Origin of the sequence: Streptomyces viridiviolaceus (assembly GCF_014650995.1) — a bacterium.
GTDB lineage: Bacteria > Actinomycetota > Actinomycetes > Streptomycetales > Streptomycetaceae > Streptomyces > Streptomyces viridiviolaceus.
This window is the reverse complement of the sequence record NZ_BMWA01000001.1, coordinates 1-21,761: the sequence shown is the minus strand read 5'-3', so window position 1 is coordinate 21,761 and position 21,761 is coordinate 1. Positions and strand designations below refer to the sequence as shown.

Here is a 21,761-nt window from a genome sequence, read left to right as displayed (position 1 = left end):
GTCCGGCGCACGCAGCCAACGCAGACCGCCGGGCGGCACCCGGCGCGTCAGTGCTCGTGCACGCCGTTCGTCGCGGCGATCTTCTTCCACGACTTCGGCTGCGCGGGAGCGTCCGACGCCTTCGCGAGGGACGCCGCACGCGCCGCCGCGGCGGCCGGCTTCGACGGCTGGAACAGCCAGGTGTCGAAGAGCGCGGCCAGCGGCCTGCCGGACACCTCCTCGGCGTAACGCCGGAAGTCGGCGACCGACGCGTTGCCGTGGGCGTACTTGTCCGGCCAGCCCTTCAGCACGGCGAAGAACGCTTCGTCCCCGATCTCGTTCCGCAGCGCCTGGAGGGCGAGCGCGCCCCGGTCGTAGACCGCGATGTCGAACTGGTTCTCCGGCCCGGGGTCACCGGGCTTCACGGTCCAGAACGGGTCGTCCGCCGGATGCGAGGCGTAGGTGTAGTCCGCCAGCTCCTGCGCCGTGCCCTCGCCCTCGTGCTCGGACCACAGCCACTGCGCGTAGCGCGCGAAGCCCTCGTTGACCCAGATGTCCTTCCAGCCGCGCACCGACACCAGGTCGCCGTACCACTGGTGGGCCAGCTCGTGGACGACGACGGACACGTTGGAGCCGTTCGCGAACTGCCGGGGGCTGTAGAACGGCCGGGTCTGCGTCTCCAGGGCGTACCCGGTGTCCGTGTTCGGCACGTACCCGCCGAGGGCGTTGTACGGGTACGGCCCGAAGTACCCGGTCAGCCAGTCGGCGACCTCCCCGGTCCGCTCCACGCTGGCCCGCGCCGCGCCGTCGTGGGCGCCCAGGTCCTTGCTGTACGCGTTGACGACCGGAACGCCGCTCTCGGTGGTGCCCGTGGTGAGGTCGAACCTGCCGACCGCCAGCGTCGCGAGGTAGGTGGCCTGCGGTTTGTCGGACCGCCAGTTCCAGCGGGTCCAGCCGAGCCGTGAGCCGGCCGACTGCAGCGTGCCGTTGGAGATGGCCTGGGTGCCGTCCGGCACCTGCACCGACACGTCGTAGGTGGCCTTGTCCAGCGGGTGGTCGTTGCTGGGGAACCACCACCAGGCCGCCTCGGGCTCGTTGGCGGCGACACCGCCGTCCGGTGTGCGGTGCCAGCTGGTGAAGCCGTACGCCTGCTTCGAGGACGGCACACCGCTGTAGCGGACCACGACGGTGACGGGCGTTCCCTTGCGCAGGGGGCTCTTCGGCGTGATTTCGAGCTCGTGTTCGCCCGAGGTCGCGAAGGACGCCTTGGCGCCGTTCACCCGCACCTCGCCGGCGTCCAGCAGAAAGTCCAGATTGAAGCGCGACAGGTCCTGGGTGGTCCGCGCCAGGATCGTCGCCGTCCCCTCCAGCCGGTCGGTGGCCGGCTGGTACTTCAGGCGCAGGTCGTAGTGGGAGACGTCGTATCCGCCGTTGCCGTAGGCCGGGTAGTAGGGGTCGCCGATGCCCGGGGCGCCGGGGGAGTGGCTCGCCGCCGAAGCCGGGATCGCCAGCAGGAGGACGGCGGCGCCCAGTGCGCCCGGCACGATGATTCTGCGGTGCACGAAAGCTCCAAGTCGTTGGGGTGTGCAATCTGTTCGGAGCCTATTGAGTCCCTGTGCGCGCGGCATGTCCACGGCCACCCCTGTCACACGATCGCCATTCGGCCGACATGCGCCACCGGTCGCGGGCCGCTCACGGATCCCGTCCGCTTCCGTATGCCCTCTTCTGTACGGCAGTTGACCGATGTACCGTCCCGCGCATGCCGACACGCATGCGCTTCACGATCTGGAGACCGCTCGCGACGGCGGCCACCGCCGCCCTCATGGCTGCTTTCCTCTCGCCCACCGCGGCCCAGGCCGCCCCGAGCCGGAGCGAACCCGTCCACTCCTACGACGACGCCATCCGCGAGGCCGTCTGGGTGGACACCGGACGCGACGGGGACGGCGACGGCAGGGACGACCGGGTCGCCGTCGACATCGTCCGCCCGCGCGAACCCGCCCAGCAGGGCCGGAAGATCCCGGTCATCATGGACGCCAGCCCGTACTACTCCTGCTGCGGGCGCGGCAACGAGAGCCAGAAGAAGACGTACGACGCCGACGGCGACGTCGTCCAGATGCCGCTGTTCTACGACAACTACTTCGTGCCCCGCGGCTACGCCGTCGTCGGCGTCGACCTGGCCGGCACCAACCGCTCCGACGGCTGCGTCGACGTCGGCGGACGCTCCGACATCCAGTCCGCGAAGGCCGTCGTGGACTGGCTCAACGGCCGCGCGAAGGCGTACACCACCCGCACCGGCAGCGAGCGCGCCGAGGCCGGATGGACCAACGGCAGGACGGGGATGATCGGCAAGAGCTGGGACGGCACCATCGCCAACGGCGTCGCCGCCACCGGCGTCGAGGGCCTGGAGACCATCGTCCCGATCGCCGCCATCTCCTCCTGGTACGACTACTACTTCAGCCAGGGCGCCCCGCTGTACGGCTCGGGCCCCGACTGGCTGTCCGACTACGTCAACAGCCCCGACGCCCGCGCCAAGTGCGACGCCGTCCAGCAGCGGCTCGTCGACGGCGCCCCGCGCACCGGCGACTGGACGCGGCTGTGGACCGAGCGCGACTACGTGAAGGCCGCCGGCAAGGTGAGGGCGAGCGTCTTCCTCGTCCACGGCATGCAGGACCTGAACGTCCGCATGCAGCACGTCGGGCCCTGGTGGGACGCGCTCGCGAAGAACGGCGTGCAGCGCAAGATCTGGCTCTCCCAGACCGGCCACGTCGACCCCTTCGACTTCCGCCGCGCCGAGTGGGTCGAGACCCTGCACCGCTGGTTCGACCACGAACTCCTCGGCTACGACAACGGCATCGACCGCGAACCCATGGCCGACATCGAACGCCACCCGGACCAGTGGGTGACCTCGAAGAGCTGGCCGCCGCGCGGCACGCAGACGACCACCCTGCGCCCCGCCGAGGGCGACCGGCCGGGCGTCGGCACCCTCGGCCTGCGCGGGAACCGGGGCACCGAGACCTTCACCGACGACCCGGCGCTCGGCGAGACCGACTGGGCGGCGCGCATCGACGAGCCGACACCGGAGAAGGCCGGTTTCGTCACCCGTCCGCTCACCCGCGACCTGCGCCTGTCCGGCTCCTCCACGGTGACCGTGACCGCCACCCCGACCACTCCGACGGCCCACCTGTCCGCCGTCCTCGTCGACCTCGGCCCCGACACCATCCGCGACTACGCCGACGGCAGCGAGGGCATCACCACGCTCACCGACCGCTCCTGCTGGGGCCCGAGCACCGCCGGCGACAGCTCCTGCTACAAGGAGACCGCCGCGAAGACGGCCGACGTGGAGTACACGGTCGTCAGCCGCGGCTGGGCCGACCTCGGCAACCACGCCTCCAAGTGGCGGGGCGTCCCGCTGACTCCCGGCAAGGCCCACACCATCACCCTGGACCTGGCGGCCACCGACCACGTCGTCCCGGCCGGCCACCGTCTCGCGCTGATCGTCGCGGGCACCGACAGGGACCTCATCGATCCTCCCGCCGACACGCCGACGCTCACCCTGGACCTCTCCCGCACGTCGGCCCACGTACCGTTCGTCGGCGGCACCGCCGCGTTCGCCCGGGCGACCTCCGGTGCGACGACGTCCGCTCCCGCGGCCACGCCCCTCGACGGCGTGACCTCGCCGCACAGCACGCACCGCGTCCCGGAGGGAGGCCAGTGAACCGTTTCCACGCCCTGACCCTGACCGCCGCGGCCCTCGCCGCCTCGCTCGTCGCGGCACCGGCGCACGCCGCCGACTCCTCGCACTCCCCGCCGCGCACCGGCTTCGAGACCTCGCACGGCGCCCGTTGGACCACCCAGCCCGAGGAACAGGCCCTCCTCGCCGCCGTCGACCGGGCGAGCGGCCGCGTAGCGGTCGACCGCATCGGCACCACGAAGCAGGGCCGCCCGCTCCAACTCGTCACCATCGGCAGGCACTCCGCCCCGAACAAGGTGCTCCTCGTGTGCAGCCAGCACGGCGACGAACCCTCGGGCCGCGAGGCATGCCTGTCCACCGTCCGCGACCTGGCGTACGCCGAGGACCGGGAGACCCGGCGCTTCCTGGACCGCACGACCCTGCTGGTGATTCCCACCGCGAACCCCGACGGCCGGGCCGCGGACACCCGCGGCAACGGCGACGGCGTGGACGTCAACCGCGACCACCTCGCCCTGCGGACGGCGGAGGCGCGCGCCCTGGCCGCCGTGATCCGCGACCGCGGCCCCGACGTCATCTACGACCTGCACGAGTACGGCGCCACACCCCCGTACTACGACAAGGACCTGTTCGACCTGTGGCCCCGCAACCTCAACACCGCCGCGGCGGTCCACGACGAGGCCGAGACCCTGTCCCGGGCGTACGTCCGTCCCGCCGCCGAGGAGGCCGGCTACTCGGCCGGCACCTACGGCATCTGGACCGACCCCGTCACCGGCGACCCGATCAAGCAGACCGCCGGGGACGGCCAGGAACGCATCCTGCGGAACATGTCCGGCGTCAAGCACGCGGTCGGCCTGCTCATCGAGAGCCGCGTCGACGCGCTCACGGACGCCGAGCAGCGGGACGAGGCACTGAACAACCGGCGCCGGGTCGCCTCCCAACTCGCCGCTCTGAAGGGCCTGTCCGGCTACACGGACGAGCGGCGCGGACGCATCGAAGCGGCCACCGGCGCCGCCCGGCGGGCCGGCCACGCCGACACCGGTCCGGTCTACGTCGGCGGTGCCGACAACGACCCGCCCGAGTCCGCCGAGGTGATCCAGGACCCGCCCTGCGGTTACCGGCTCACCTCCGGCCAGTACGCGGAGGTGGGGGACGAACTCGCGCTGCACGGCGTACGCGTGCGTCCGGACGGCGACGGCGCCCTCGTACCCCTGCGTCAGTCGCAGCGCGCCCTGGTGCCGCTGCTGCTCGACGAGCGCGCCACGTACCACCTGACGGCGGGCGAACCGGACACGGACTGCTGAGGAGGTGAGTTCTGCGTCACATGTGGTAGGGGCGTATCCGAGGAACCGTTTCCGGCCTCGTCGACTCGATGAAAGGTGCCGCCTGTGACGCAGGACCGACCAAGCGACAACGACCACCACCCGAAAGGCTCACTGCCGGGTTCGGAAGCGGGCCTTCCCGGGCAGGAACGGCCCCGGACCGACCGCGTGGTGTTCGGGGTCACGGCCGCGCTCACCCTCGCCTTCGTCATCTGGGGCGCGGTGGCCACCGACTCGCTGGAGGACGTCTCCAGCAGCGCGCTCAGCGGCCTGATGCACAACGGCGGCTGGGCGTTCATGCTGGCCGCCTCCGGGTTCGTCGTCTTCGCGCTCTGGCTCGCGATCAGCCGCTACGGCCGGATCCACCTCGGCGCGGAGGGCGAGGAGCCCGAGTTCCGCACGGTGTCCTGGGTCGCGATGATGTTCAGCGCGGGCATGGGCATCGGCCTGATGTTCTACGGCGTGAGCGAGCCGCTGGCGCACTACACGACGGCCCCGCCCGGCACCACACCGGCCGACTCCGGCGAGCGCATGGAACTGGCCATGGCCACCACGCTCTTCCACTGGACCCTCCACCCGTGGGCGATCTACGCCGTGGTCGGCCTCGGCATCGCCTACAGCACCTTCCGCAGGCGCCGCAGGCAGACCATCAGCGCCGTGTTCACCCCGCTCATCGGCGAGCGGCACGCGAACGGCGTCAGCGGGCGCATCATCGACATGCTCGCGATCGTCGCCACCGTCTTCGGCTCCGCGGCCTCGCTCGGGCTCGGCGCGCTCCAGATCGGCTCCGGCGTGCAGGAGCTGAACTGGATGGACAAGGTGAGCACCGGGCTGCTCGTCACCATCATCGCGGTGCTGACCTTGGCGTTCGTCGCGTCCGCCGTCTCGGGCGTGGAGCGCGGTATCCAGTGGCTGTCCAACACGAACATGGTGCTGGCCCTGGTGCTCGCGCTGTTCGTGTTCGTCGCCGGCCCGACCATCATCGTCCTCGACCTGCTGCCCACCTCGGTCTTCTCCTACCTCGGCGACCTGCCGCAGCTGGCCGGCCGCACCGAGGCGAGCGCCGGTGAGGACGTCGCGGACTGGCTGGGCAGCTGGACCGTCTTCTACTGGGCGTGGTGGATCTCCTGGACGCCCTTCGTCGGCATGTTCATCGCCCGCATCAGCCGGGGCCGCACGATCCGTCAGTTCATCGGCGGAGTCATCCTCGTGCCCAGCACGGTCAGCCTGATCTGGTTCGCCATCTTCGGCGGCTCGGCGATGAAGATGCAGGAACAGGGGCGCCTCGGCGAGGAGACGACCCCGGAGGGCCAGCTCTTCGCCGTACTGCGGGAGTTCCCCGTCGCCACCGTCACCAGCCTGCTGGTGATGATCCTCGTCGGCATCTTCTTCGTCTCGGGCGCCGACGCGGCCTCGATCGTCATGGGCACCCTCTCGCACAAGGGCGCGCTCGAACCGAGCCGACCGGTGGTGGTGTTCTGGGGCGTGGTCACCGGGGCGGTCGCGGCCATCATGCTCCTGGTCGGCAGCGGCCAGGGCGACGCGCTCACCGGCCTGCAGAACCTCACGATCCTCGCGGCGGCCCCGTTCGTCATCGTGATGATCTTCATGTGCATCGCCCTGATGCGGGATCTGCGCAGGGACCCGCTCATCGTGCGCGGCGAGATGGGCTCCGAGGCCGTCGAACTCGCGGTCATCGAGGGCCACAAGAAGTACGACGGCGAGTTCGAGATCCGTATCGGACCGGGCGCCGGCACGGACGTGGAGGGCGACCCGATCGGCAAGCACGACTGACCCGCCGGCCGCGGACCGTGGTCAACGGCAGGCGAGTTCGGACGCCGTCCGGGCGCAGCCCCAGGCCACGGTCACACCCCCGCCGCCGTGCCCGTAGTTGTGCACCAGCAGCCGCCCGTCCGGCAGCGGCTCGCGCTCCAGCCGCACGGTGTCCCGCGCCGGCCTCAGGCCCACCCGGTGCTCCAGCACCCTCGCCCCGGCGATCTCCGGCCGCAGTGCCGCGCACCGCCGCACGATCGCCTCCGCCACGGCCGGGTCCGGCTCCGCCGCCCAGGAGTCCTCCTCCGCCGTGCCGCCGAGGACGAGCCGGCCGGGCTGGGGGAAGAAGTACGCCATCTCCCCGGAGACGGGGTCGGTGGAGACCAGCCAGGTGCGGACACCGGGGTTCTCCACGACGACCAGTTGCCCGCGCACCGGCCGCACGGACGGGTCCGGCACCAGGTCCCGGGCGCCCAGACCCGTGCAGTTGACCACGACCGGCGCCCGGGCCTGGGCCAGGTCGTCCACCGCACGCGTCTCGACCACCCCGCCCGCGCTCAGCAACCGCTCCCGCAGCCAGGGCAGATGAGTCGACATGTCGATGAGCGGCAGCCGGGCCCACAGCCCCGTCCCGCCGTACTCCCGGGCGGTCGACGCACGCAGTCCGGGCAGCCGGGCGGCGGCCCACCCGTCGACCTCGTCCAGGTCCGTCTCACCCAGCACCCCTTCGACCATGCGTACGCCGGTCCGCTCGGGCCGCTGTGCCAGCTCCTCGTACACGCCCAGGGAGTCCAGCGCCCACCGCCGTGCCGACGCGACCGGCTCGATGCGGTACGGCCACCACAGCGCGCCGGCGACCGCCGAGGTGGTCCGCTCGACGGGGTCCCGCGTCCACAGCCGCACCCGGCTGCCGCGCTCGGCGAGCACCACGGCCGTCGTCAGTCCGATCACTCCGCCGCCGATCACGACGACCTCGTCACCCAGTTCGGTTCCCACACCGGGACGTTAGCGGAATACGCGATGCCGTGCTCACATCAGTGCCACGCCGGGAATACTCACCGCATGGCTGCCGAGTACGCGACCTTCGGTCTGGCACCGGCGATGCGGGCCGGGGGAGTCCTCGCCGACGGTGACTACCAGGTCCACCGCGACTTCGTGGACTTCATCGTCGACGGACGTCCCCTGCTGTTCCGGCTCTCCGACCTGGACGCCGTCTCCCCGCTCGCCTCCGACATCCCGCCCGCCATCTTCACCGCGCAGGTGCGCAGCCTGCTGCTGGAGACCGACGCGCCCCTGCCCGACGGCCGGTACGTCATCTACGGCTGTCCCGAGTGCGAGGACCTGGCCTGTGGTGCGGTGACCGCCGTGATCCGGCGCGACGGCGACGACTTCATCTGGCAGGACTTCGCCTGGCAGACCGACGAACGCGCCGACCTGGAGCTCAACGGCTACCACGGCATCGGCCCGTTCCGCTTCATGGGCGCCGAGTACCGCGCGGCGCTGGCCGCCCTGCTCGACGGCTCCGCACACACCAGCCACCGCGTCCTGCTGATCGGCGCCCGCGTCGCCCTGCTCGCCAAGCTCGCCGCCGCCCTGCGCACCATCGGCATCGGCGCCGACATCACCCGCGACGCCGGCGACGTCCCGGCCGACGAACTGCGTGCCTACGGAGCCGTCGCCTTCGGCCGCTCGGTCGGCGAGGAGGAGCGGGCCGCCGTGCGCCGCGCCTTCACCGACGCCGGGGTCGACGTGGCATACGTCGACGGCCTGGCCCCGATCGTCCCGCTGCTCGTCGCCCAGATCGAACACGCCCTGGACCGCGGGCCGCTGGAGCGGCGCCGCCTGACCCGACTGGCCGCGACCGACGGCGCGGCGGAGGTCGAGGTCAGCTCGCCCTGCCGGGTACGGCTCACCGCCTACCGCGTCGACCGCCTGAACCGCACCCACACCCACGAGGTCTTCGACGGCGTCCTCGAACCGGGCAGCCACCGCATCCCCCTGGACGCGAAGACGGTGAAGGCGGAGTCCTTCGTCGTGGCGAGGGCGTCGGGCAGCGTGCTGGTGGAGGCGGTGACCCACCGACAACCCGGCTGAGCGACAGGGGGCCCGGCCGTTAGGATCGGCGCTCTGATGACTGCCACCCTCGTCGCCAAGAACCTCGCCGCCGGCCACGCGGACCGCTCCCTGTTCACCGGGCTCGACCTCGTCGTCGCGCCCGGTGACGTGATCGGGCTGGTCGGGGCCAACGGCGCGGGCAAGTCCACCCTGCTGCGGATGCTCGCCGGGCTGACCGTGCCCGAACAGGGCGAAGTGCGCCCGTCCCCGCCGACAGCGACCATCGGCCACCTGCCGCAGGAGCCGGAGCGCAGACCCGGCGAGACCGTCCGGGCGTTCCTGGCCCGCCGCACCGGCGTCACCGAGGCGCAGCGGGCCATGGACGAGGCCACCCAGGCGCTGGTCGACGGCCGTCCCGGCGCCGACGACGCCTACGCGACGAGCCTGGAGCGCTGGCTCGCGCTCGGCGGCGCCGACCTCGACGACCGCGCCGAGGAGACCGCCGACGTCCTGGGCCTGGCGGTGGACCTGGACCAGCCGATGACGTCGCTGTCCGGCGGCCAGGCGGCACGAGCCGGCCTCGCCTCCCTCCTCCTCGCCCGCTACGACGTCTTCCTGCTCGACGAGCCGACCAACGACCTCGACCTGGACGGCCTGGAGCGCCTCGAACGCTTCGTGACCGGACTGCGCGCCGGCACGGTCGTCGTCAGCCACGACCGCGAGTTCCTCACCCGCACCGTCACCAAGGTCCTCGAACTGGACCTCGCCCAGCGGCAGATCAACCTCTACGGCGGCGGCTACGAGGCGTACCTGGAGGAACGCGATGTGGCCCGTCGGCACGCCCGCGACGAGTACGAGGAGTACGCCGACAAGAGAGCGGCCCTCCAGGACCGCGCCCAGATGCAGCGCGCCTGGATGGACAAGGGCGTCAAGAACGCGCGGCGCAAGGCGGGCGACAACGACAAGATCGGCCGCAAGTTCCGCAGCGAGGCCAGCGAGAAGCAGGCCGCCAAGGCCCGCCAGACGCAGCGCATGATCGAACGCCTGGAGGTCGTCGAGGAACCGCGCAAGGAGTGGGACCTGCGCATGGAGATCGCGGCGGCCCCGAGGTCGGGCGCGGTGGTCGCCACCCTGCGGGACGCCGAGGTTCGGCGCGGCGGCTTCGTCCTCGGCCCGGTCTCCCTCCAGATCGACTGGGCGGACCGGGTCGCGGTGACCGGGGCCAACGGCGCGGGCAAGTCCACGCTGCTCGGAGCCCTCCTCGGACGCGTCCCGCTCGACGCCGGGCACGCTGCCCTCGGCTCCGGCGTGCTGCTCGGCGAGGTCGACCAGGCCCGCAAGCTGTTCCACGGTCCCCAGTCGCTGCTCGACGCCTTCCGCGCGGACACCCCGGACACGGAACCGGTCGAGATCCGCACCCTCCTGGCCAAGTTCGGCCTCAAGTCCGACCACGTCCTGCGCCCGGCGTCCACCCTGTCCCCGGGCGAACGCACCAGGGCCGCACTGGCCCTGCTCCAGGGGCGAGGCGTCAACCTGCTCGTCCTGGACGAGCCGACCAACCACCTCGACCTGCCGGCCATCGAACAACTGGAGTCGGCCCTCGACGCCTACGAGGGCACCCTCCTCCTGGTCACCCACGACCGGCGCATGCTGGACGCGGTGAGGGTGACCCGCCGCCTGGAGGTAGCGCACGGCAAGGTGACGGAACGGTAGCCGGCGGGCGGCCGGCGCCGCCGTAACCGCGGGGCACTCGTGCCGCCATGACCGCGGGCACCCGTGCCGCCAAGGGCGGCACGGGTGGGCGCTGGGGGTACCCCCTCTGGGGGAGGCACCCCGTCGGCGCCGGGCTGCGCACCTCACCCCCGAGCCGCAACGCCGGGCACCCCCGCGACGCAGGGGCACCCGGCGCACCCGACGACTAGGCCAACCCGGCCCGCCGCAACGCGTCAGCCATCGCCCCGTTGGCAGGCGCAGCCGACGGCCGCCCCTTCCCTCCGGAACGCCCCTGCTGCTGCCGCTGCTTCGGCGGCCGCCCCCCACGCTGAGGCCCCCGCTGCTCCCCCTGCGGCGCAGCCTCGTCGTCCAGCCGCAGCGTCAACGAGATCCGCTTCCGCGGAATGTCGACGTCCAGCACCTTCACCTTCACGATGTCCCCGGGCTTGACCACGTCCCGCGGGTCCTTCACGAACGTCTTCGACATCGCGGACACGTGCACCAGCCCGTCCTGGTGCACACCGACGTCCACGAACGCCCCGAACGCCGCGACATTGGTCACGACACCCTCCAGCACCATCCCGGAGGACAGGTCGGAGATCTTTTCGACGCCCTCCTTGAAGGTGGCTGTCTTGAAGGCCGGCCGCGGGTCGCGCCCCGGCTTCTCCAGCTCCCGCAGGATGTCCGTGACGGTCGGCAGGCCGAACGTCTCGTCCACGAAGTCCGCCGGCTTCAGCGACCGCAGCACGGACGTGTTACCGATCAGCCCGGCCACCTCCTGACCGGCGGTCTTCACCATCCGGCGCACCACGGGATACGCCTCGGGGTGCACGCTGGACGCGTCCAGCGGGTCGCTGCCGCCCCGGATCCGCAGGAAGCCCGCGCACTGCTCGTACGCCTTGGGTCCGAGCCGCGACACCTTCTTCAGCTCGGTCCGCGACGTGAACGGCCCGTTGGCGTCCCGGTGGGCGACGATGTTCTCGGCGAGCCCGGAGGTGATGCCGGACACGCGGGCGAGCAGCGGTGCCGACGCCGTGTTGACGTCCACGCCCACGCCGTTCACACAGTCCTCGACCACCGCGTCCAGCGAGCGCGACAGCTTCACCTCGGACAGGTCGTGCTGGTACTGGCCGACGCCGATCGACTTCGGGTCGATCTTCACCAGTTCGGCCAGCGGATCCTGGAGCCGGCGGGCGATGGACACCGCGCCGCGCAGTGAGACGTCCATGTCCGGAAGCTCCTGCGAGGCGAAGGCGGAGGCCGAGTACACCGAGGCGCCGGCCTCGGACACCATGACCTTGGTGAGCTTCAGCTCCGGGTGCTTGGTGATGAGTTCCCCGGCGAGCTTGTCGGTCTCGCGGGACGCCGTGCCGTTGCCGATGGCGATCAGCTCGACCGCGTGCTCCTCGGCCAGCCGCGCCAGTCTGGCGATCGCCTCGTCCCACTTGTTGGCCGGGACGTGCGGGTGGATGACATCGGTCGCCACGACCTTCCCGGTGGCGTCGACCACGGCGACCTTCACGCCCGTGCGGAAGCCCGGGTCGAGACCGAGCGTCGCGCGCGTGCCCGCCGGGGCGGCGAGCAGCAGGTCGCGCAGGTTCGCCGCGAAGACGTTCACGGCCTCGTCCTCGGCGGCCGTCCGCAGCCGCAGCCGCAGGTCGATGCCGAGGTGGACGAGGATACGGGTGCGCCAGGCCCAGCGGACCGTGTCCGTGAGCCACTTGTCGCCCGGCCGGCCGCGGTCCGCGATACCGAACCGACTCGCGACGATCCCCTCGTACGACGACGGTCCGTCGGTCGGCTCCTCCGGTTCCAGGACGAGGTCGAGGACCTCCTCCTTCTCGCCGCGCAGCATCGCCAGGATCCGGTGCGAGGGCAGCTCGGTGAACGGCTCGGCGAAGTCGAAGTAGTCGGCGAACTTGGCGCCCGCCTCCTCCTTGCCCTCCTTGACCTTGGCGGCCAGCCGCCCGCGCACCCACATCCGCTCGCGCAGCTCGCCGATCAGGTCGGCGTCCTCCGAGAACTTCTCCGTGAGGATCGCCCGCGCACCGTCCAGGGCGGCCTGCGCGTCGGCCACGCCCTTGTCGGCGTCGACGAACGCGGCGGCCGCGGCGAGGGGGTCGACGCCCGGGTCACCGAGCAGCCCCTCGGCCAGCGGCTCCAGGCCGGCTTCCCGCGCGATCTGCGCCTTGGTGCGCCGCTTGGGCTTGAACGGCAGGTAGATGTCCTCCAGGCGCGCCTTGGTCTCCGCCCCGCGGATCCGCGCCTCGAGCTCCTCGGTGAGCTTGCCCTGCTCGCGCACCGAGTCGAGGATCGCCGTGCGACGGTCCTCCAGCTCCCGCAGATAGCGCAGCCGCTCCTCGATCGTGCGCAGCTGCGCGTCGTCGAGCATCTCGGTCGCTTCCTTGCGGTAGCGGGCGATGAAGGGCACCGTCGAACCGCCGTCGAGCAGCTCCACCGCGGCCTTCACCTGCCGCTCCCGTACGCCGAGCTCCTCGGCGATCCTGCCTTCGATGGACCCTACGTCGATCGACTCGGGTGTCGTCACGATCCCGTACCGCCTTCTCACTGAGGTTGCGCGGCAATTGTGGCAGGTGGCGCCGACAATCGGGGATCAGGGCGGCACCCCGGCCGGTCGCGACCGGGCGGAATTCGCCCCGCCGGATCAGACCTTGCGGCTGCGGGTGGAGGACGAGGCCCCGCCGAAGAGCCGGGCCAGGGCCCGGAAGGGAAGCGTCACGACGGTGGCGACGGCGCCACCGATCTGGCGCAGTACGTCTGCGATGGCACGGAACACGAAAAACCCCTTTCCTCTCCCGGCCCCTCCGGCCGGGAGAGGACGGGTACCTCGACAAGGGCCTGACATGCCCGTCCGCCGTCGGCGTGTCGATCAGCGCTTGCCGAGCAGATCCGCAGGGAAGGCGCCGGCGCCGAGGGCGGCACGCGCGAAGACCGCCGCGAGCTCCGTCAGGCGCGCCACGTCCTTCTCGCCCAGGTGCGCGTAGGGGGCGGCATCCAGCCGGTCCGTCTCCTGCTCGATCTCCTCGCGCAGCGCGACGCCCCGCTCGGTCGGCTCGCCGCTGCCGTCGAGCAGACCGCGGTCGCGCAGCCGGGCCGTCGCCGCGTCCCATTCCTCCCGCGTCCAGCCGCGGGTGCTGAAGACCCACTTCGGTGCCATGCCCTTGCCGGTCGCGGTGTGGGTGACCAGCGCCTCGAGTCCGTCGAGACCGGCGGCCATCAGCGCGGCGAGGTGCCCGTCGCCCCGGTGTTCGCGCAGCAGCGTCGCGGCGTGCCAGTACGCCAGGTGGGGTTCCTCGGGCACGGGCAGATCGGCGTGGGCGGAGTACAGCGGGCGGGCGCTGCGCGAACAGCCCTCGGCGGCCCGCAGTGCCAGTCGGGCGGCCTGCGCCATCTCCGCGGACGCCACGGCCTCCTCGCCCAGCAGGCGGCGCAGTGTGGCGTCGACGGCACGCGTGCGTGCGGCCAGGACCTGGTCCGGGCCGGCCGTCGCCCACACCGCGGGCACGTGCCGGGCGACCAGCTCGTACTTGTAGTTGTAGAACGTCGCCGCCACCGTGCCGGCCCCGACCGGTCCGAGCGCGGCGGCACGCACCGCGAAGTTGACGGCCCGGGGATCGGTGATGCCGAGCGCGCCCACCTCCCGGCCCAGGTCGGGTGAGAAGTAGTGCGTCGAGTGCAGCGAGTTGAGCGCGTTGTGGCAACGGCGCGCGGCGCGTCCGTCGAGGGTGGCAGTCGTCATGCCGGGCACGTTACCAACCGCTCAGTACGTCCTCCACGGGTCGCGGCCGCATGGCAGGAAAGGTGGGGTACTCGTCATTGCGGTCGTCTCCGGACGGGAAAAGAATCGTGTGCATGGCGCAGCGAACCGTCCTCGTCGTCCTCTTCGACGACGTCCAGAGCCTCGACGTCACCGGCCCCGTGGAGGTCTTCGCGGGCGCCGAGAAGTGCGCGCCGGGGACGTACCGCATCCGGACGGCGTCCCTCGACGGGGCTCCCGTGCGCACCTCCAGCGGCCTGACCCTCGTACCGGACCAGGCCCTCACCGGGGCGCCTGAGCCGCACACCCTCCTGGTCCCCGGCGGCCAGGGCACCCGCAGCCCCGACCCGCGCCTGACCGACTGGCTGCGCGGACACGGCCCCCGCGCCCGTCGCCTGGTCTCCGTGTGCACCGGGGCCGTCCTGCTCGCCGCGGCCGGACTCCTGGACGGCCGCCGCGCCACCACGCACTGGGCCTACTGCGACAAGCTCGCCCGCGACCACCCCGCCGTCGACGTCGACCCCGACCCGATCTACGTCCGGGACGGCCACGTCGCCACCTCCGCCGGCGTCACCTCGGGCATCGACCTCGCCCTCGCCCTGGTGGAGGAGGACGTGGGCCGGGACGTCGCCCTGACGGTCGCCCGCCATCTCGTGGTCTTCCTGCGCCGGCCCGGGAACCAGGCCCAGTTCAGTGCGCAGCTCGCCGCGCAGACCGCGTGCCGCGAGCCGCTGCGGGAGGTCCAGCAGTGGATCACCGAGCATCCCGGCGCAGACCTCGGCGTCGAGTCCCTCGCGGCCCGCGCCCGCCTCTCCCCGCGCCACTTCGCCCGCGCGTTCCTGGCCGAGACCGGCACGACACCCGGCCGGTACGTCGACCGGGTCCGCCTCGAACACGCCCGCCGCCTGCTGGAGGACACCGCCGACGGCGTCGAGGAGATCTCCCGCGCCAGCGGCTACGGCACCCCCGAGGCCATGCGCCGCGCCTTCGTCAAGGCGCTCGGCACCTCACCGGCCGAGTACCGCCGGCGGTTCCGCCCCGCGCCCGTCCACTGAACCCCGCACCACCCGCCGACAACCGACGGAAGGAACTCCGTGCAGATCGCCATCGTCCTCTACGACCGCTTCACCGCCCTCGACGCCGTGGGGCCGTACGAGACCCTCGGCCGCCTCCCGGACGCGGAGACCGTCTTCGTCGCCGAGCGGACCGGCCCCGTCCGCACCGACACCGGGAACCTCGCCCTCACCGCGGACAGGACCCTGGCCGACGTGCCGGACCCCGACATCGTCGTCGTCCCCGGCGGACCCGGCCAGACCCCGCAGATGGACAACGAGACCCTGCTGGACTGGCTGCGCACCGCCGACGCCACCAGCACCTGGACCACCTCGGTGTGCACCGGCTCCCTGCTGCTCGCCGCCGCCGGGCTGCTGGAGGGCCGCCGCGCCACCTCGCACTGGCTGGCCCTGGACTTCCTGAAGCGGTTCGGTGCCGAGCCGACGGGGGAGCGGGTCGTCACCGACGGCAAGTACGTCACCGCGGCCGGCGTCTCCTCCGGCATCGACATGGGGCTCACCCTGCTCGGCCGGATCGCCGGCGACGACCACGCCCGGGCCGTGCAGCTGCTCACGGAGTACGACCCGCAGCCGCCCTACGACGCGGGGTCCCCGCAGAAGGCGCCCGCGCACCTCGTCGAGGAGTTCCGCGCCGGCAGCCGGTTCATCCTGACGTAGGCACGCTCCACGTGAAGCGCGGCTGCCTGCGCTCCAGGAACGCGGCGACGCCCTCCGCGGTGTCGCCGCTGCCGCGTGCCTGCGCGGACCAGTACGCGTCCCGGTCGGTGCGCCCGTTCGCGAACTCCTTCGCCGCGGACTGGGTGAGCTGCGAGCGGGACACCAGGACCCTGGCGAACTCCGCGACCCGCTTGCCGAGTTCGCCCTCGGGCAGCACCTCGTCGACCAGACCCGTGCGCAGCGCTCGCCCGGCGTCGATCAACTCCCCGGAGAACAGCAGGTACTTGGCGGTGGCCGGGCCCACCAGCGACACCAGCCGCCGGGTGGCGGACGCCGGGTAGACGACGCCCAGCTTGGCCGGCGTCACCCCGAACAGCGACCCCTCCTCCGCGAACCGCAGGTCGCAGGCCGCCGCGAGCTGCGCCCCGCCGCCCACGCAGTGCCCGCGGATGGCCGCCAGCGTCGGCTTCGGGAAGGCGGCGAGGGCCTCCTCGGCGTGCACGGCGAGCCCTTGCGCCTCCTCGGCCGACTCGCGCAGCGTCGAGATGTCGGCCCCGGCGCAGAAGGTGGCCCCCTCACCGGTGAGCACCAGCGCCCGTACGGCCGGATCGCCCGCCAGGGCGTCGAGCAGGGCCGGCAGCGCCCGCCACATCGCGGCCGTCATGGCGTTGCGCTTGGCCGGGTGGTGGACGACGACGGTGGCGACCGAGTCGGCGACCCGGTGCAGCAGCTGCGGCTCCATGCGCCGGATGCTATCCGCCCGGCCGGACGCCGGTCCGGGCGCCCCGGACCTGCCTGGGACCGGTGTCCCGCCAAACCCGTACAACCCGAATAGTTCGCCGAGTCGGCGCAACAGGCACAGGAACAGTCCCACAACTGACCGTGTCATACGCCAACGATCAGAACCGTTCGATATCTGCCGACTTGTGTTCAGATCTCCGGAGCGCAGCGACTCGTTACCAACACTCAGGGGTGTGGTGACAATCGAGCGCAAGGGTGGCGACCGGACGATGGACGATCACGGGCGCGGGCCCGGCCCACGCCCCGAGGGCCCGGCGGCGCCCCTCGACGAGACCGTGCCCGCCGGGCCGCTGCCGTACGAAGGGGTCTGGCGGTTCACCGCCCCCGCCGTCGACGCCTCGGTCCCGCAGGCCCGGCACGCCGTGCGGGACCTGCTGCTGCGCCAGGGCGTGCCGGTCTCCGACGACGTGACCGAGGGCCTGCTGCTGATCGTCTCGGAGCTGGTCACGAACGCCGTCCGGCACGCGGCGCTGCTGTCCCCGATGCTCGCCGTCGAGGTGGCCGTCGGCCCCGAGTGGGTCCGGGTTTCCGTGGAGGACAACCACCCCTACCGCCCGACCGCCCTGGAGGCCGACCACGGCCGGACCGGCGGACGGGGACTGCTCCTGGTGCGCGAGATCACCAGGGAGGCGGGCGGGGCGTGCGACGTCGCCCACACGGCGAGTGGCGGCAAGGTGATCTGGGCCGCCCTGCCGCTCAAACCCGCCCACCTGCCGTAAGGCTCACCAGCCGGCGGACGGCCCCGTCAGCTCCCGGACCGCGGGACGGGCCGCGTCCAGAACCGTCATGAACCACGCCGAGAACGTGTCCCTTTCGTGCCGCTCGGCCAGCTCGGCCGGGGTCGCGAAGGCCGTTCGGGCCACCTCGTCGGGATCGGGCCGCAGCGGTGCCTGCACCAGGCCGACGAACAGGTGGTTGTACTCCTGCTCGACCAGGCCCGAGGCCGGGTCGGGGTGGTTGTAGCGCACCGTGCCCGCCTCGGCGAGCAGCGACGGGGAGACCCCCAGCTCCTCGTACGTGCGCCGGGCCGCCGCCGCGAAGGGCGCCTCGCCGGGGTAGGGGTGACCGCAGCAGGTGTTGGACCACACACCCGGGGAGTGGTACTTGCCCAGCGCGCGCTGCTGGAGCAGCAGCCGGCCGCGCTCGTCGAAGAGGAAGACGGAGAAGGCGCGATGCAGCCGCCCCGGTGGCTGGTGCGCGGCGAGCTTCTCCTCGGTGCCGATCGTCACGCCGTTCTCGTCGACCAGCTCCAGCAAAATCGCGTCTGCGGTGCCGTTCGACGAACTGTGCGTCGCGGTGGCAGGTGTGATCGGCATACCCATCCTTCGCATCGGTCCTCGCGCCCCCAAGTGTGCCGTACGAATCCGGCACTCCCGGCACTTCCCGGCGTACCCGCATGTCCCGCGCCCGGCGGCGCGGGCCGCGGCCGTCACCGGTCGGTTGCCGAAAGGGGCCCGGTAGAAGATCGTGCCCGGCGGCGGGAACCGGGAACCGTCCGGGACTCAGTGGCACAGACGGGCCTCGTGCTCCGCGTGACCGCCGGGCTCCAGCTGGAAGGTGCAGTGCTCCACGTCGAAGTGGTCGCCCAGGCAGCCCTGCAGCTCGTGGAGCATCTTCTCGTGGCCGATCGCGGTCAGCGCCTCGGCGCTCACCACCACGTGCGCCGACAGCACCGGCATGCCGGACGTGATCGTCCAGGCGTGCAGGTCGTGGACGTCCTCGACACCGTCCAGCGCCAGTATGTGGGCGCGTACCTCGGCGATGTCCACGTCCTTCGGTGCCGCCTCCAGCAGGACGTCGAGGGTCTCGCGCAGCAGCCGCACCGTGCGCGGCACGATCATCAGGCCGATGACGAGCGAGGCGATCGGGTCCGCCGCCTGCCAGCCCGTGGCCAGGATCACCAGTGCCGAGACGATGACGGTGAGGGAGCCCAGCGCGTCCGCCGCCACCTCCAGGAAGGCGCCGCGCACGTTCAGGCTCTCCTTCTGGCCCCGGATCAGCAGCGTCAGCGACACCATGTTGGCCACCAGGCCGATCACGCCGAAGAGAACGGTCAGGCCGCCGTCGGTCTCGGCGGGCGTGACGAATCGCTCGATCGCCTCGTACAGGACGTAGCCGCCGGCCCCGAGCAGCAGCAGGCAGTTGGCCAGCGCCGCGAGGATCTCCGCGCGGGCGTAGCCGAAGGTGCGCCGGTCACTTGGCGGCCGGTTCGCGAAGTGGATGGCCAGCAGCGCCATGCCGAGCCCCAGGGCGTCCGTCGTCATGTGCGCCGCGTCGGCGACCAGCGCGAGCGAGTCGGAGAGCATGCCGCCGACGATCTGGACGGCCACGACGCCGAGTGTGATCGCCAGCGCAACCCGCAGCCTGCCGCGGTACGCGGTGGTCGCCGTGCCGCGGGCGGGAGCGCCGTGCGCGTGCCCGTGATCGTGCCCAGCCCCCATGAAAGACGCCTCCCTGTGTGTGTCCGGATCACAGTCAACTACGGGTGGGGGGTATCCGGCAACGCGGCACTGAACACCGTTGTCATGTGCCTTGACCTGCGGAAACGTTGCGCAGGTCAGCGAGCCGGAAGGGGGGCGGGCACGCTCTGCCCGCATCGTCGGCGACCGGCCGCGCCGAGGCCGCCCCGCCCTTCGCGCCGGACCGGCCGTCCTGCGGGATGTCCTCGATGTCCGTTCTGGGGGCGCGCGGTTTGTGGGGCGGGCCCCGGATCCACGATGATGATCGCGGCAAAGACGGGTGCACGTCGCGGCGACCGAACGAGAAACGGGCGGTGAACGCGGTGCTCCGGGCATCCGATAGCCTCTGCCGACATGCCGCCCGGGTGCCGCAGGCACGGGCGCCCCACCATGCACAGGCCCGGCGCCCAGGCGTCGGCGCACCCAGGGAGTGAGTTCGGTTGCCGACCGCCATCCTCACCGGTCAGCCGGTCCCCGGTTCGTCGATCGAGGACGATCTGCGGTCCCTCGGGTTCGACGTGCGCCTCGCCTCGCCGGCCGCCGACGCCGAGACCCTGCTGGCGCACGTGCCGGCCGGCGAACGGGTCGCCCTGGTGGACGCCCGGTTCGTGGGCCACCTGCACGCCCTGCGCCTCGGCCTCACCGACCCGCGCTTCCCGCTCGCCGCGATCCCCGGCGCCGTGACGGCCCGGCCGGACGCCCGCCAGGCGCTGACCCGGGCCATGGCCCGCGAGAACTCCGCCGGCTGCGGTTCGGCCGGTGGGGGCGCCCCCGCGCGAGCGAGGCCGGTCGCGGGGGACGTCGACAGCCTCGCCGACCGGGTCGTCGCCGCCCTCGACGCCGACGGTGCCGACGTGCACCGGCCCGAGCTCGGCAGCCTCGTCGCCGCCGTCCCCGCCGACCCCCAGGCCCGCAACGAGGCACGGCAGACCGTGGCCTCCGTCGACGACGAGGCCGTACGCCTGAAGTCGGCCGTCAAAGGCCGCGACGGTTTCTTCACCACCTTCTTCATCAGCCCCTACTCCCGCTACGTCGCCCGCTGGTGCGCCCGACGCGGTCTGACCCCGAACCAGGTCACCACCGCCTCGCTGCTCACCGCGCTCATAGCGGCGGGCTGCGCCGCCACCGGCACCCGCGGCGGCTTCGTCGCCGCCGGAGTCCTGCTGATCGCCTCCTTCGTCCTCGACTGCACCGACGGGCAGCTCGCCCGCTACTCCCTGCAGTACTCCACGCTCGGAGCCTGGCTGGACGCCACCTTCGACCGCGCCAAGGAGTACGCCTACTACGCGGGCCTCGCCCTCGGAGCCGCCCGCGGCGGTGACGACGTATGGGCCCTCGCCCTCGGCGCGATGGTCCTCCAGACCTGCCGGCACGTCGTGGACTTCTCCTTCAACGAGGCCAACCACGACGCCACCGCCAACACCAGCCCCACCGCGGCCCTCTCCGACAAGCTCGACAGCGTCGGCTGGACGGTCTGGGTGCGCCGCATGATCGTCCTGCCCATCGGCGAACGCTGGGCGATGATCGCCGTGCTGACCGCGGTCACCACCCCGCGGATCACCTTCTACGTCCTGCTGATCGGCTGCGCCTTCGCCGCCACGTACACCACCGCGGGCCGGGTGCTGCGCTCGCTCACCCGCAAGGCCAGGAGGACGGACCGGGCCGCGCAGGCGCTCGCCGACCTCGCGGACTCGGGACCGCTCGCCGAGGGCATCGCCGCCGTCCTCAAGCGGCCCGCCCGCCGCCTGCCCGGCTTCACCGCCCCCGCCGTCGCCCTGCTCGGCGGTGCCGCCGTCGTCGCCACGGCCGCGCTGACCGGCTTCGGGAGCCCCTGGCCGGCGGTCGCCGCGCTCGGCTACGCACTGACCTCCGGCCTGGCCGTCGCCCGCCCCCTCAAGGGCGCTCTCGACTGGCTCGTCCCCCCGTTCTTCCGGGCCGCCGAATACGGCACCGTCCTGGTACTGGCGGCCAAAGCGGACGTGAACGGGGCACTTCCGGCAGCTTTCGGACTGGTGTCCGCGGTCGCCTACCATCACTACGACACGGTCTACCGCATCCGTGGCGAGGCGGGCGCGCCCCCGCGCCCGCTGGTGCGGGCGATCGGGGGGCACGAGGGCCGCACGCTGGTGATCGCGGTGCTGGCCGTTCTGCTCACCGCCACAGATTTCAAGGTCGCGCTCACGGTCCTCGCCGTGGCCGTCGGCCTCGTGGTGCTCGTGGAGAGCATCCGCTTCTGGGTCGCCGCCCACAAGGGCGGCGCACCCGCCGTACACGACGAAGGAGAACCCGCATGATCGGCCTCGTGCTGGCGGCCGGCGCCGGACGGCGTCTGCGTCCCTACACCGACACCCTGCCCAAGGCGCTGGTGCCGGTGGGGCCCGAGGGCGCGGAGGACGGCATCACGGTGCTGGACCTGACCCTGGGCAACTTCGCCGAGGTGGGTCTGACCGAGGTCGGGATCAT

Annotated in this window: 18 protein-coding genes; 10 read left to right on the top strand and 8 right to left on the bottom strand. The window is 72.5% G+C overall.

The window, feature by feature from the left end:
- Window positions 1–47: 47 nt before the first annotated feature.
- Complete coding sequence (locus IE260_RS00085) at window positions 48–1,541, bottom strand: M1 family metallopeptidase (RefSeq protein WP_189868313.1); 1,494 nt, start codon at window positions 1,539–1,541, stop codon at window positions 48–50.
- Window positions 1,542–1,738: 197 nt separating this feature from the next.
- On the opposite strand from IE260_RS00085, the gene IE260_RS00080 reads away from it, so the two are divergent.
- From IE260_RS00080 to IE260_RS00070, 3 genes are all read left to right on the top strand, one after another.
- Complete coding sequence (locus IE260_RS00080; RefSeq protein ID WP_189868312.1) at window positions 1,739–3,694, top strand: Xaa-Pro dipeptidyl-peptidase; 1,956 nt, start codon at window positions 1,739–1,741, stop codon at window positions 3,692–3,694.
- The gene (locus IE260_RS00075; RefSeq protein WP_189868311.1) at window positions 3,691–4,971 is read left to right on the top strand and encodes a M14 family metallopeptidase; all 1,281 of its coding nucleotides are present in this window, start codon (window positions 3,691–3,693) and stop codon (window positions 4,969–4,971) included. Before IE260_RS00080 ends, IE260_RS00075 begins: the two co-directional genes overlap by 4 nt.
- Window positions 4,972–5,055: 84 nt before the next feature.
- Window positions 5,056–6,783 carry a BCCT family transporter gene (locus IE260_RS00070; protein WP_189868310.1) on the top strand — a complete coding sequence of 576 codons (1,728 nt, stop codon included), beginning with the start codon at window positions 5,056–5,058 and terminating at the stop codon, window positions 6,781–6,783.
- Window positions 6,784–6,804: 21 nt separating this feature from the next.
- On the opposite strand, the gene IE260_RS00065 is transcribed toward IE260_RS00070, so the two are convergent.
- Entirely contained in the window at window positions 6,805–7,758 is a 954-nt protein-coding gene (locus IE260_RS00065; protein WP_189868309.1) for an FAD-dependent oxidoreductase, read from the bottom strand.
- A gap of 66 nt (window positions 7,759–7,824) precedes the next feature.
- On the opposite strand from IE260_RS00065, the gene IE260_RS00060 reads away from it, so the two are divergent.
- Both IE260_RS00060 and IE260_RS00055 read left to right on the top strand, forming a co-directional pair.
- Window positions 7,825–8,856 carry an oxidoreductase gene (locus tag IE260_RS00060; protein ID WP_189868308.1) on the top strand — a complete coding sequence of 344 codons (1,032 nt, stop codon included), beginning with the start codon at window positions 7,825–7,827 and terminating at the stop codon, window positions 8,854–8,856.
- Between the two features lie 36 nt (window positions 8,857–8,892).
- Window positions 8,893–10,530 carry an ABC-F family ATP-binding cassette domain-containing protein gene (locus tag IE260_RS00055; protein ID WP_189868307.1) on the top strand — a complete coding sequence of 546 codons (1,638 nt, stop codon included), beginning with the start codon at window positions 8,893–8,895 and terminating at the stop codon, window positions 10,528–10,530.
- Between the two features lie 205 nt (window positions 10,531–10,735).
- Here IE260_RS00055 and IE260_RS00050 read toward each other — a convergent pair whose 3' ends face one another.
- From IE260_RS00050 to IE260_RS00045, 3 genes are all read right to left on the bottom strand, one after another.
- Complete coding sequence (locus tag IE260_RS00050) at window positions 10,736–13,078, bottom strand: Tex family protein (protein ID WP_189868306.1); 2,343 nt, start codon at window positions 13,076–13,078, stop codon at window positions 10,736–10,738.
- Between the two features lie 117 nt (window positions 13,079–13,195).
- Window positions 13,196–13,327, bottom strand: coding sequence for an LPFR motif small protein (locus tag IE260_RS42510; protein WP_268254907.1), 132 nt, complete (start codon window positions 13,325–13,327; stop codon window positions 13,196–13,198).
- A gap of 93 nt (window positions 13,328–13,420) precedes the next feature.
- The gene (locus IE260_RS00045) at window positions 13,421–14,290 is read right to left on the bottom strand and encodes an SCO6745 family protein (protein ID WP_189868305.1); all 870 of its coding nucleotides are present in this window, start codon (window positions 14,288–14,290) and stop codon (window positions 13,421–13,423) included.
- A gap of 113 nt (window positions 14,291–14,403) precedes the next feature.
- Here IE260_RS00045 and IE260_RS00040 point away from each other — a divergent pair, with 113 nt between their 5' ends.
- Complete coding sequence (locus IE260_RS00040; protein ID WP_189868304.1) at window positions 14,404–15,363, top strand: GlxA family transcriptional regulator; 960 nt, start codon at window positions 14,404–14,406, stop codon at window positions 15,361–15,363.
- 39 nt (window positions 15,364–15,402) lie between these two features.
- Window positions 15,403–16,038 carry a DJ-1/PfpI family protein gene (locus IE260_RS00035; RefSeq protein ID WP_189868303.1) on the top strand — a complete coding sequence of 212 codons (636 nt, stop codon included), beginning with the start codon at window positions 15,403–15,405 and terminating at the stop codon, window positions 16,036–16,038.
- Here IE260_RS00035 and IE260_RS00030 read toward each other — a convergent pair.
- On the bottom strand, window positions 16,025–16,780 hold the full coding sequence (locus IE260_RS00030; protein WP_189868302.1) for an enoyl-CoA hydratase/isomerase family protein: 756 nt from the start codon (window positions 16,778–16,780) through the stop codon (window positions 16,025–16,027). The genes IE260_RS00035 and IE260_RS00030 overlap by 14 nt on opposite strands.
- Before the next feature lie 268 nt (window positions 16,781–17,048).
- Between IE260_RS00030 and IE260_RS00025 the strand changes: the two genes are divergently transcribed.
- The gene (locus IE260_RS00025; protein ID WP_229880350.1) at window positions 17,049–17,558 is read left to right on the top strand and encodes an ATP-binding protein; all 510 of its coding nucleotides are present in this window, start codon (window positions 17,049–17,051) and stop codon (window positions 17,556–17,558) included.
- Window positions 17,559–17,561: 3 nt separating this feature from the next.
- Here IE260_RS00025 and idi read toward each other — a convergent pair whose 3' ends face one another.
- Window positions 17,562–18,155, bottom strand: coding sequence for an isopentenyl-diphosphate Delta-isomerase (gene idi, locus IE260_RS00020; protein WP_189868300.1), 594 nt, complete (start codon window positions 18,153–18,155; stop codon window positions 17,562–17,564).
- A 186-nt stretch (window positions 18,156–18,341) separates the two neighbouring features.
- Complete coding sequence (locus IE260_RS00015) at window positions 18,342–19,280, bottom strand: cation diffusion facilitator family transporter (protein ID WP_189868299.1); 939 nt, start codon at window positions 19,278–19,280, stop codon at window positions 18,342–18,344.
- Window positions 19,281–19,738: 458 nt separating this feature from the next.
- On the opposite strand from IE260_RS00015, the gene IE260_RS00010 reads away from it, so the two are divergent.
- Both IE260_RS00010 and IE260_RS00005 read left to right on the top strand, forming a co-directional pair.
- The gene (locus tag IE260_RS00010; protein WP_189868298.1) at window positions 19,739–21,592 is read left to right on the top strand and encodes a DUF5941 domain-containing protein; all 1,854 of its coding nucleotides are present in this window, start codon (window positions 19,739–19,741) and stop codon (window positions 21,590–21,592) included.
- Window positions 21,589–21,761, top strand: a 173-nt coding sequence (locus IE260_RS00005) for a sugar phosphate nucleotidyltransferase (protein WP_268254912.1), incomplete at its 3' end; no start/stop codon positions are given. The genes IE260_RS00010 and IE260_RS00005, both read left to right, overlap by 4 nt.

What these genes read in the sequence shown, in the direction of transcription:
- IE260_RS00080 (WP_189868312.1), top strand. Translation starts at nt 1,739, where the DNA reads ATGCCGACACGCATGCGCTTCACGATCTGGAGACCGCTCGCGACGGCG.
- IE260_RS00060 (WP_189868308.1), top strand. Translation starts at nt 7,825, where the DNA reads ATGGCTGCCGAGTACGCGACCTTCGGTCTGGCACCGGCGATGCGGGCC.
- IE260_RS00055 (WP_189868307.1), top strand. Translation starts at nt 8,893, where the DNA reads ATGACTGCCACCCTCGTCGCCAAGAACCTCGCCGCCGGCCACGCGGAC.
- IE260_RS00045 (WP_189868305.1), bottom strand. Translation starts at nt 14,290, where the DNA reads ATGACGACTGCCACCCTCGACGGACGCGCCGCGCGCCGTTGCCACAAC.
- IE260_RS00040 (WP_189868304.1), top strand. Translation starts at nt 14,404, where the DNA reads ATGGCGCAGCGAACCGTCCTCGTCGTCCTCTTCGACGACGTCCAGAGC.
- IE260_RS00030 (WP_189868302.1), bottom strand. Translation starts at nt 16,780, where the DNA reads ATGGAGCCGCAGCTGCTGCACCGGGTCGCCGACTCGGTCGCCACCGTC.
- IE260_RS00025 (WP_229880350.1), top strand. Translation starts at nt 17,049, where the DNA reads ATGGACGATCACGGGCGCGGGCCCGGCCCACGCCCCGAGGGCCCGGCG.
- idi (WP_189868300.1), bottom strand. Translation starts at nt 18,155, where the DNA reads ATGCCGATCACACCTGCCACCGCGACGCACAGTTCGTCGAACGGCACC.
- IE260_RS00015 (WP_189868299.1), bottom strand. Translation starts at nt 19,280, where the DNA reads ATGGGGGCTGGGCACGATCACGGGCACGCGCACGGCGCTCCCGCCCGC.